Here is a 2,933-nt window from a genome sequence, read left to right on the forward strand (position 1 = left end):
TGGGGTGGCTTGGCCATTTCTGCGCTGGCCGTCGCCTTTGGTGCGTTTGCAATTTATGCCTGGGCTTTTGAAACCGGCGTAGTTGCCGGCTGGACCTCGACCGTGATGATTGTATCGCTCCTGTGCGGCATCAACCTTTTCATGACCGGCGTAGTCGGGATGTATGTCGGAAGCATCCACGCCGAAGTGAAACGGCGCCCGCTTTACGTGATCGATCGCCTCACCGGCTTCGACCGGGCGATGCCTGCCGTTCCCGTCAAGAACCGACGATCGTCTCGAAAATCCCGGATTGGAGTGCCGGCCAATGTCCGAACTCTTCGACAGTTATAGATCGATCTATGACGAGACAGTCCAGGGATCGATCCAATTTTCAGGGCTTAAGCACGACTTCTTTCTTAAGGCCAAGGCCGAGTTTCTGCGACGCGTTGTGGTTGAACGAGGGCTGGGCTCTGATGGCTCTGGTGTGCGAGCGCTTGATGTCGGCTGCGGCGTAGGCGTTCTCCATCCATTTCTCAAAGGCGCCTTCGCGTCCCTGGACGGCTGCGACATCTCGCCGGACTCGATCCTGCGTGCCAGGGAGGAAAATCCTGGCGTCATGTACAAGGTCTGCTCCAGCCTGACCCTGCCATACGACAAGGGCGTCTTCGATCTGGCCTTCGCCAGCTGCGTCGTCCATCATGTACCGCCAGCTTCCTGGCTTGAGTTCGTACGCGAGATGCGGCGCGTCCTTCGCCCGGGCGGTGTCGCCTGCATCATCGAGCATAATCCCTATAACCCGCTGACGCGTCTGGCTGTGTTCCGGTGTCCCTTCGACCGAGATGCCGTGCTGCTCAGCGCAGCCAAAACAGCGTCACTCTTGCAGATGACAGGCTTCACGAACATCCGGTCCGAGCACTTCCTGCTGCTGCCGTCAGGCAGACCGTTTGCCCGAAACGTCGAGCGCATGCTCGCCCGCCTGCCGTTGGGAGCACAGTATGTGTCTAGTGCGCGTGCCTGAGCACCTGCCTCCCGGCGACGCGCTCACGCTGCTGGCACGATTCGGCATGGTCGGCATCTCTGCCACAATTCTGTATGCCGCTTTGGTTGCCGCTTTTTCCAAATCGCAACTGCTCGGTTTCACGCCCGTCCAGGCTTCGCTTGGGGCATATGCCGCAGCCGCCTTGTTTTCGTATCTCGCGCACAAATACCTGACGTTCGTGTCGGGCCGGTCGCATCGAACCACAGCGCCACGTTTTCTCCTGCTGGCGGCAACAGGCTTTGCCATTGCCTATGGCGCGCCGGCACTTATGACGGTGAAGCTGGGCTTGCCGCTCGTCGTTCCCGTCCTGATTACGTGCCTGCTCGTTCCCACCATCAATTTCTTCGTTCTTGACCGGTGGGTTTTTGCCGATCGCCGTCCCGGTCGGCACGGCAACCGCTCCCGCCAGCGGCGATAATATTTAAACGGCGTCCAGTCGAAACGACACCAATTTGATGGAGCGTTTGTAAATGCTGCTGGCGGCCTTGCTGGGCAGGATCCCGTCGAGATAGTCAAACGTCATCTCGAACGTGCTGGCGTTTGAAAAAGCTGCGTGCGGAATGAAGAACGAGACGGTCATGGGTTGCTTGCCCGACAGCGTGATCTTATGCACGGATACGCCATGGACTGAGATTATCACCCTCTGGGTCATCTGTGGCGGACGAACGACAGCGGCCATTTGTAGCGTTGCCTTTAGGCCGTCGCGAAGCGGCGGTATCTGCAGGCGAAGCCGCGAGGTTTCACCCAGCGAATGTGTGCCGTCGGCTGCTGGCCCCGACCAGCCACAAACTTTCATGCCGGAAGCCCGTTTGGCGCCGTCGGACCGGAAGGACACTGTCTGGCCGAGTGAGTAGCTGCCAACGGTATCGCGGTTGAGGCAGGTTGTCGTGCGGTCGATGTAATAGGCCCGATAGTCGGGGTGGACATTCGGATGGAGAGCCAGCGCAAGGATGAGGATTTCGGGCACGGCCAAAGCCGCGGCGAGCGCGTAACCCCCAAGCGAGATCGCGCGTGCGTAGGGGTTGCCGACGTCAGACCAAAGCAAGGTAGCCCCCAATCCATGCCACCGTCATGAAATAGCAGGCGACCAGGAAGAGAAACAAAGCGGCTATCCAGGTCAGTTTCGATGCCGACAGCAAGAACGCCATCAACAGTATCAGAGGCGCAAGCCCAATGACGTATCTGACCATGGAGGCCAGATTCGTAATCAATGGCACGACAATGCTGATCGCGCAAAAGATACCAGCGCCATATTGCTTGCGAGCCATCAGCACGACTGATAACGCCAGCCCGGCGATTGCCGCGAGCGCACTCCATTGCGGCGCCGTGGGCAGCCACCCGGTCTTGGGAAACGCTGAGAGGCCGTCCCACAGAAACAGGATCGGGTTCCCAGCCACTCGTCCAAAGGCGCGTTGGACGTGCAGGAACGCAAAGCCGTCGCCGACAGTGACATACAAAAACAGGATGTAAGCGAACAAGCCGGCAGGCGAGATCAAGATAGCGACGAGCAGATCCGGCCGACCGAGCACCCAACGAGGAAAGGAGAGTGGTGAGCCGCCCCCTTTCCGATGCTGTTGGAACATTTCAATGACGGTCGCAAAGACGACAAGGACCCCAACAAGCCGCGTTGCCGAGAGGAGCGCTGACGAGATGCCAGCGGCGGGATAGCTGGAGCGTTTGAGTGCCAGGAAAACGCTCGAGGTCAGGAGCACGAAAAGAGGTTCGGAAAGGAAAGTGGTGAAGTGGAAGGAGAACGGGCCACTAAGCAAAAAAGCGCAGTACAGCACATAGGCCCGCATGTTCTTCTTCAGCAGCGGCCATGCCACCAGACATGCGGCGTAGCTGCATGCAAGTGAAGCGACGGTTGCGACCACTATCGTGGGGAAAGGAAAAATCGCTCGGATCACCGCTACCA

General features: G+C 58.9%; 4 protein-coding genes and 1 pseudogene. 3 read left to right on the forward strand and 2 right to left on the reverse strand.

The window, feature by feature from the left end; all coding sequences use genetic code 11:
- The 3 genes and pseudogenes from EOA22_RS29410 to EOA22_RS29420 all read left to right on the forward strand — a co-directional run.
- A pseudogene (locus tag EOA22_RS29410) lies at positions 1-330 on the forward strand (glycosyltransferase); the annotation flags it as partial.
- The gene (locus EOA22_RS29415; protein WP_063170896.1) at positions 305-997 is read left to right on the forward strand and encodes a class I SAM-dependent methyltransferase; all 693 of its coding nucleotides are present in this window, start codon (positions 305-307) and stop codon (positions 995-997) included. The pseudogene EOA22_RS29410 and the gene EOA22_RS29415, both read left to right, overlap by 26 nt.
- Positions 990-1,436 (forward strand): GtrA family protein, encoded by a 447-nt coding sequence (locus tag EOA22_RS29420; protein ID WP_244514440.1) that lies wholly within the window; start codon positions 990-992, stop codon positions 1,434-1,436. The genes EOA22_RS29415 and EOA22_RS29420 overlap by 8 nt, the downstream gene beginning before the upstream one ends.
- 3 nt (positions 1,437-1,439) lie before the next feature.
- Here EOA22_RS29420 and EOA22_RS29425 read toward each other — a convergent pair whose 3' ends face one another.
- Together EOA22_RS29425 and EOA22_RS29430 are read right to left on the reverse strand one after the other, a co-directional pair.
- Complete coding sequence (locus EOA22_RS29425) at positions 1,440-2,063, reverse strand: hypothetical protein (RefSeq protein WP_127390424.1); 624 nt, start codon at positions 2,061-2,063, stop codon at positions 1,440-1,442.
- The coding region (locus EOA22_RS29430) for a hypothetical protein (protein WP_127390425.1) at positions 2,050-2,933 on the reverse strand (884 nt) is incomplete at its 5' end. The genes EOA22_RS29430 and EOA22_RS29425, both read right to left, overlap by 14 nt.

This window comes from Mesorhizobium sp. M7A.F.Ca.US.014.04.1.1 (assembly GCF_003998745.1).
In the GTDB taxonomy this organism is placed as follows: domain Bacteria; phylum Pseudomonadota; class Alphaproteobacteria; order Rhizobiales; family Rhizobiaceae; genus Mesorhizobium; species Mesorhizobium ciceri.

What these genes read in the sequence shown, in the direction of transcription:
- EOA22_RS29415 (WP_063170896.1), top strand. Translation starts at nt 305, where the DNA reads ATGTCCGAACTCTTCGACAGTTATAGATCGATCTATGACGAGACAGTC.